7 protein-coding genes and 1 tRNA gene are annotated in these 6,656 nt (G+C 55.6%); 2 read left to right on the plus strand and 6 right to left on the minus strand.

What is annotated here, in order from left to right; all coding sequences use genetic code 11:
* Window positions 1-33: 33 nt before the first annotated feature.
* Window positions 34-1,500: an AI-2E family transporter gene (locus AC5RE1_RS03295; protein WP_493938342.1), complete on the minus strand. Its 1,467-nt coding sequence runs from the start codon at window positions 1,498-1,500 to the stop codon at window positions 34-36.
* A gap of 117 nt (window positions 1,501-1,617) precedes the next feature.
* Here AC5RE1_RS03295 and msrA point away from each other — a divergent pair, with 117 nt between their 5' ends.
* On the plus strand, window positions 1,618-2,226 hold the full coding sequence (msrA, locus tag AC5RE1_RS03300) for a peptide-methionine (S)-S-oxide reductase MsrA (RefSeq protein WP_493938343.1): 609 nt from the start codon (window positions 1,618-1,620) through the stop codon (window positions 2,224-2,226).
* 113 nt (window positions 2,227-2,339) lie between these two features.
* Here the strand turns inward: msrA and AC5RE1_RS03305 are convergent, their stop codons facing one another.
* Together AC5RE1_RS03305 and AC5RE1_RS03310 are read right to left on the minus strand one after the other, a co-directional pair.
* A complete protein-coding gene (locus AC5RE1_RS03305) occupies window positions 2,340-2,735 on the minus strand; it encodes an FKBP-type peptidyl-prolyl cis-trans isomerase (RefSeq protein ID WP_285068084.1) in 396 nt (131 codons plus the stop codon).
* Window positions 2,736-2,805: 70 nt separating this feature from the next.
* Window positions 2,806-3,753, minus strand: coding sequence for a Bax inhibitor-1/YccA family protein (locus AC5RE1_RS03310; protein ID WP_493938344.1), 948 nt, complete (start codon window positions 3,751-3,753; stop codon window positions 2,806-2,808).
* A gap of 232 nt (window positions 3,754-3,985) precedes the next feature.
* Here AC5RE1_RS03310 and AC5RE1_RS03315 point away from each other — a divergent pair.
* A tRNA-Leu gene (locus AC5RE1_RS03315) sits at window positions 3,986-4,059 on the plus strand.
* Window positions 4,060-4,098: 39 nt separating this feature from the next.
* On the opposite strand, the gene AC5RE1_RS03320 is transcribed toward AC5RE1_RS03315, so the two are convergent.
* From AC5RE1_RS03320 to AC5RE1_RS03330, 3 genes are all read right to left on the minus strand, one after another.
* Window positions 4,099-5,064 carry a Ppx/GppA phosphatase family protein gene (locus AC5RE1_RS03320; RefSeq protein ID WP_493938345.1) on the minus strand — a complete coding sequence of 322 codons (966 nt, stop codon included), beginning with the start codon at window positions 5,062-5,064 and terminating at the stop codon, window positions 4,099-4,101.
* A gap of 101 nt (window positions 5,065-5,165) precedes the next feature.
* The gene (locus AC5RE1_RS03325; protein WP_179369852.1) at window positions 5,166-5,681 is read right to left on the minus strand and encodes a DUF501 domain-containing protein; all 516 of its coding nucleotides are present in this window, start codon (window positions 5,679-5,681) and stop codon (window positions 5,166-5,168) included.
* A gap of 37 nt (window positions 5,682-5,718) precedes the next feature.
* Window positions 5,719-6,444 (minus strand): FtsB family cell division protein, encoded by a 726-nt coding sequence (locus AC5RE1_RS03330; protein ID WP_493938346.1) that lies wholly within the window; start codon window positions 6,442-6,444, stop codon window positions 5,719-5,721.
* Between the last annotated feature and the right edge of the window lie 212 nt (window positions 6,445-6,656).

Consider the following 6,656-nt stretch of genomic DNA (forward strand, 5'->3'; position numbering starts at 1 on the left):
GACCCCGCCACACGTGTTGAACAATCTTAAACGCTACCTAGCCTCCCCTGGGCTTTCCATGCTCTGGGCACTTTCAGTGCCGTTCATATCCAGTTTTTCCCCTGGAACGGGGGCCTCACGCCTAGAAGTGGACGCAACCGATCCGTCAGCCACGATCTGAGAGGCCGCGTCTTGGGATGAAGATTGAGCGGGGGCCTCGTTGACGTGCGTCTTCGACGCGTACGATGCTGCGACCATTTCATCGAGCATTCCAGGAGGGCCGCCGGGACGATCCTGCTTTGTTGCCAGCTCTGGCATGGAGTCATATCCGTGCAGGTAGAGGAACGTGGCATTCAAGAACGCCGCAATCGGAACACCGAAAACAGCGCCAGGAATACCGCCCAGCGAACCAGCGCCTGCCACGACAAGCAACACGGCTATCGGGTGAAGAGAAACAGCGTGAGACATCAACAGAGGCTGAAGAAGATTCGATTCGACCTGCTGAACAACCAAGATAACAACCAGCATGATAACGCCAGCCGTAATCCCCTGATCAACCAAAGCAACCAAAACAGCGATGGCACCCGACACCATTGCGCCAGCAATCGGAACGAAGGACGCAAAGAATACGACCACAATGATCGGAAGAACCATGGGGAGCCCTAAGAAGAAGGCTCCCAAACCGATACCCACCGCGTCGATAGCGGCAACTTGAATCTGGGTTCGAACGTACGAACCGAGCGTCACCCAGCCACGAATCGCAGATTCGTGCAGAGGAGTACGTGCCGGAGCTGGGAACAGTCGCACAATCCACAGCCAGATTGTGCGTCCCTCTTTAAGGAAGAAGAACAGGCAGAACAGCATGATCAGGAAGCCGGAAACCAGCGATACCACCGAGGATGTGACCGAGTAGGCCTGGCTGAAAATCTGCTGCACGTTCTGCTGCACATAGTTGGTAATCTGAGTCATCGCACTGGTGACAACGTTGTCGAAGACCGTCATGTCGATCTTCCATGGCAAGTTAGCCAACCAGTCACGGAACGTATCAAGACCACCGCTAGCCTTCCTCATCAGGTCAGGCAACTGCATGGCAATTTCTGTTCCCGCCTGAGACAGAGCACCGGCGACAAGCGCAACCAGAAATAGCAGACCCAGAGCTGCTGCCAGCGTCCTCGGGAGCTTTGCCTTTACGGTCAGCCAACGCACAAGCGGTTCAAGTAAGACAGCAAGAAGCAAAGCGATCGCGACGGAAATAATCAGCGTCCAGATCTTGGAGGCAGCCCACGCAATACCCGCAGTTGCGATCGCAACGACAATCAGACGCCATGACAGTGCGGCAGATAAGCGAAGGGGCCAGGGAACGGACCTTGTTGCATCGCGTTCACTTTCAAGCGTATCCCCGCGGTGAAACTCCATCGTGGGCTCTTCTGCGCCGACGGCATTCTTGTGCTCCGCTTCTGACGCAAACCGAGCAACAAACGCACCAAGGCGCGCTTTGTTCCGTCCGCTGCGATCAAACATCGCGACCCCTTTCACTGTTGAACTGTTTCAAGACTACCCAAGACCATGTACAAATTCCTTTGTAGCCTATTTCCTCCTCCTGTCGCGCCTTGGCGTATTCAGTGTTTGGATGAAGCCATGAAAAACCTGACTGACCTTTTCAGCGGTGGCAGTTTCATTGCCCCTGTCGCTCTCAACGCTCCCATTCACACCGAGCCCGGAAAAAACGAAGAAATCATTTATTTTGCAGCGGGGTGTTTCTGGGGAGTCGACAAAGCCTTCTGGAATACTCCGGGGGTCGTTGCAACCGCAACGGGCTACATGGGTGGCACGCTGGAAAACCCCTCCTACGACGACGTCTGTAGCGGGCTGACCGGCCACGCTGAAACCGTGCGTGTTGTCTATTCAACCGAAAAGACCAGTGTGGCTCAGCTCATTTCCCTCTTCTTTGAGATTCACGATCCGACTCAAGTGAACCGCCAGGGTAACGACCGTGGACCCCAGTATCGCGGTGCAATCTGGACTTCGACGGATGAACAGTTGGCAGTGGCTCTCGCTGCCCGTGATGCGTATCAAGAAAAGATCAGCGAAGCTGGCTTCGGCCAAATCGCAACTGAGATCGCCCCTGCATCTAAAGCCGGTCAATTCTGGTACGCAGAGGACTATCACCAAAAGTACCTGTTTAAGAATCCCAACGGATACGAATGCCACGCACGAACAGGGATCCCCTGCCCGATCATCGCCTAGTCACCTCGCACGTCAACACCCAGCGTTTTCCGTTCGGCTTGTGCGGATATTACGAGGCCGCGCCCGCAACAACGCATTGTGCTTGCTACGGGCGCGGTTCGTTGTCTCTGAACTCAGGCAACGCCCATGATGTCGGTGACGAACACCAGCGTGTCACCGCCACCGATACCTGCCTGCGGAACACCACGTGCGCCATAGCCGTATTCCGGCGGAATGGAGAGCAGAACGCGCGAACCAACGCGGTGGCCCAGCAGGCCCTCGTCCCATCCGCGGATGACCATGCCAACGCCGATCTGGAAACTCAGGGTCGCCCCACGATCGTAGGAGTTGTCGAAGATATCGCCACCGAACACCTGGCCAAGGTAGTGGCAGTGGATGGTGTCTCCGGCTTCAACGACATCGCCGTCGCCTTCTGTCAGGACCTCGACAAGAAGTTCGTCGGAGGGAGCATTTTCGAAGGCGAGCTGAGGCTTACGGGCAAAGTCGCCGGTAACAGTGATGTTTTCCATGAGTATTCCTTCAAGATTCGTGATGCACGGTAAAGATTCGATTCCTTGCGTTGGAATCGGAGAGGAAGAGTCAGTTGTCCCTGAATGCTGCGATGAGTCGCAGAATCTCTAGGTACATCCACACGACGGTGACCAGAATACCGAAAGCACACATCCACGCATACTTTGCAGGAACGCCCTGCTCTACACCGATTCTCGCTTGGTCAAAATCGCTGATCAGACAGGCTGCTCCAACGAAGACAGCCAGCAGACCAACGACAATGCCCAGCGGAATACCCATCACAGTAATCGAGTCGAAGCCACCGGAGGAAAGGACACCCGTCAGGGTCAAAACCCATGACAAGAGTCGGTAAACGAGGATGCCGATCAGTGCAATCAGCGTGAACTTCATCAGCTTCGACGAATTACGGACCTTACCGGAAGCAAAGAGCGCAAGGGTCACACCGAAGACGCCGGCCGTCGCAACGAGTGCTTGAACGACGATTCCGGGGTACATCAATTCGAAGACGGCAGAAACTGCGCCAAGAGCCAAACCCTCGAAGGCTGCATAAGCGAGGATCAGAGCGGGACGAATCGTCTGAGAGAACGAATTCACCATCGCCAGAATGAAGCCAACAAGCACGCCAACACCGGACAGCGCGATCGCCATCGACGGGTTCACGGCAGACAGCATCCACGTTGCCGTAGCGGCAACCAGCAGGACACCCAGGGAAATTCCGGTCTTCATAATGACGTCGTCGTAGGTCATCACTCCACGGTCAACAGCATCCGCGGCCGGCGCTTGGTACATCGACTCCATCTGAGACTGCGTGTACTGCCCGTAGTCCATCGACGAGGCTGACCCAGCTTGGGTGGAATACGAGTTCACCGTCGAATATGGGTAACGCTGATCCGCAGCGTTACCGGCGCTCGGCTGCGATGATGGAGTGTATCCGGGCATTGTGGGGTATCCCGCCGGCGTGTACTGCGATTCCTTCGCCCACTGAGTTTCAAGCTTGTCAAAAACTGGGTTAGACAACTTCTGGCCTCCTAGGTCTTACGTGTCTATCTCTATTGTCCCATGACTATCACGGACTTTCCCTAGAAGAAACCGCACAAAACCGCCACAAAACCTGTGTCTTTCCTGAAAACACTCGTCCCCCACCAGACGGAGAAGGCCTAAGAAAGCGGTGAACAAGCGCGCGTGGCCGGCAGATCCGTATGCTCAGGCAGTGCGTTCTTTAGGTTAGAATGAGACGCGCACATGCGCGGCCCCCATGGCCCAATTGGCAGAGGCAACCGACTTAAAATCGGTGTGTTGTCGGTTCGAGTCCGACTGGGGGTACTTTTCACTCCCCACCTATCTCAGGCAATTCCTCTGGGCCTAGGCAAGCGATATGGCAATGCCATCAAGAATGTCATGCTCGGACGTCACAACATGGTCAATGACACTCCCCTGCTCAGTTGCGCGAGCAACAACACGCTTGACGATACGGCTCCAAATCAGCGCACCCGCCGCAATCACATCTTCACGCCCCTCAGGCATAAACCCGAGAGTGGCCTTCACCTTCGTCGGTTGATCCACCATGAAACGCACCGCTTGATCAATCTGATCAAGACTCAACGACGCACCGTGAATGAGTTCCGGCTGGTATGTCGCAAGCCCCAAAGCCTGAGCGGTCAACGTCGTGACAGTGCCAGCAACACCCACCAATGTCTTCACACGCTCAAGGTCAACAACCTTTTGCGCCCCATCGAGCTGTTCATCAATCCACTCGATTGCACGCTCTTGATGCGCAAGGGGAATTCCCGCTTCCGGATCACAGTCAGCAAAGAATTTTTCTGTCACGCGCACTGCACCCATATCGACAGAAATTGCCTGACGAACCTCAGTATCGCCCAAGACCAGTTCGGTCGAGCCACCACCAATATCGACGACAAGCATCGGGCTTTCGACGCCTGCCCCTAGTCCAGAGACTGCGCCCGAGAAAGACAGGGCGGCCTCGAGCGTTCCTTCAACAACCTCCGGCTCGATGCCGAGAATCGAACGAACAGCATCGATAAATTCATCACGATTGGACGCATCCCGCGACGCAGACGTCGCCACAAACCGCACCTTCGACGCACCCAGGCGGGAAATCATGCGCTCATACTCAACAACGGCATCAATTGTGCGATCAATCGCAGCCGGATCGAAACGACCCGTCTTATCTACTCCCTGCCCCAAGCGAACAATACGCATCTGACGAGTCAAATCAGTCAGACGCACACCGTTTTCATCACGCTCCACATCGGCAACAAGCAACCTGATGGAGTTCGTTCCACAATCAATACCAGCGACACGATTCATTAAATACACATTCCTTTTCGGGGCACACTCCCAAGCTACGCCGTCACCTAATCAACGACACCATCATTGCCACACAACAACCGCCGGTCGGAAACCACCAATTAGCAGGAGCAGCGCTGAGCGCTCCACATCCCTCGTTCTTCCATCATCGCTAACGCGCGATCACCAATCGGATTCACACCGGGACCCGCTGCCAGGGCATGACCAACCAGAGCATGAAGGCACTTGACACGAGTCGGCATGCCACCAGCGGAAACACCCGAGATTTCAGGAACATCCCCCAATTCGAGACGACGTTCAATATAGTCATGATGAGCTGCCTGGTACTGAACGGCAACCTCTTCATCATTGGCCAGCAGGTCATTGAAATCTTCCATGACATGCTCGGCCTCGAGCGTTGAACACGCCTTCACGATCGGAGGGCTGGTCAGATAGAACGTCGTCGGGAACGGACTACCGTCTTCAAGACGCGGAGCCGTCTTCACGACAGTCGGACGGCCGCACACGCAACGTGCACCAATACCGACAACACCACGAGGCACACGATCCAACTGCTCACGCAAAACATCCAGATCTGCTTCGGTAGCGATCGACGGGTCTTTCCCCACTTCGGTCACGATAACGTGCTCCTTACGATTTGGCCGCGACACGCGGCTATTGAGATTGAGCGCTTTGCGCGCCACTGGGCGCTGGCTGATCGCCAGACTGCGATGGCACAGCCTTCGACTGACCCACTTCCGCTTCGTCAGCTTCTTGAATCAGTTTACCGACAACTTGAATCCACGGCCTTGCTGGACCTTCAGGCGACGCAGCGTTGATCTGCGCTTTGTCCACATACTCCTCGCCAGGATCAACCACCGCGTACTGCACCTCACCCGGCTTCACGTACCCAAGTCGTTCACGAGCCTGCGAGGCAATGAACTCCGGGTCGCTCCACAAGTCGAGCTGCTCACGCATCTGAGCATTCTGTTGCTTCGCCTGTTCTACCTTCGCGGTGATGTCGCGAAGCTCCTGCTCCTGTTTCCACCACGCATACAAATTGGGGACGAGCAATGCCCCAAGCACACCAACAAGAACAACAATGGAGAGCAAACGCGTCGAAAGCTCCAGACCGCCAACAAGGAACGTCTTTCCTTCAGCAAGACGGCGTTCTTGGCGAGCTTTCTTCTCTTGACGACGCTCGCGAACTTTAGCTCGACGGCGTTCTTCACGACTCTGCGGAACACGTGCAGGACGGAACTGATGAGCTGAAGCAGCGACATTCGCCTTATGAGCGCTACGAATCTCCCGTGCTCGCTCTAGGCGTTCTGCGGGAGAGCGTGGCGCCTGCTCATCTGCCTGCACCTTTGCGCTATCAGACTTCTTGGAGCGCTTGAACAAGGATGATTTTTCTGAAGCCTTCTGATCCTTTTTGGGCGCGGTTCCACGCGATAGACCACGATTGTGGTCTGGTCGTCGGGGCGCTTGGGGGCGCTCACTGCGTGGATTACGAGGCATGCTTCTAATGGTGCCCCACTTCGGGCTTCGGCGCGCGTCAGCCTAACGGCGAGCCGAAGCGTGCACCTGTGATGTGCTCCAACTTTTAAGCTTCA

The sequence above is a fragment of the Actinotignum sp. usb-actsch-rep-73 genome (genome assembly GCF_059082735.1).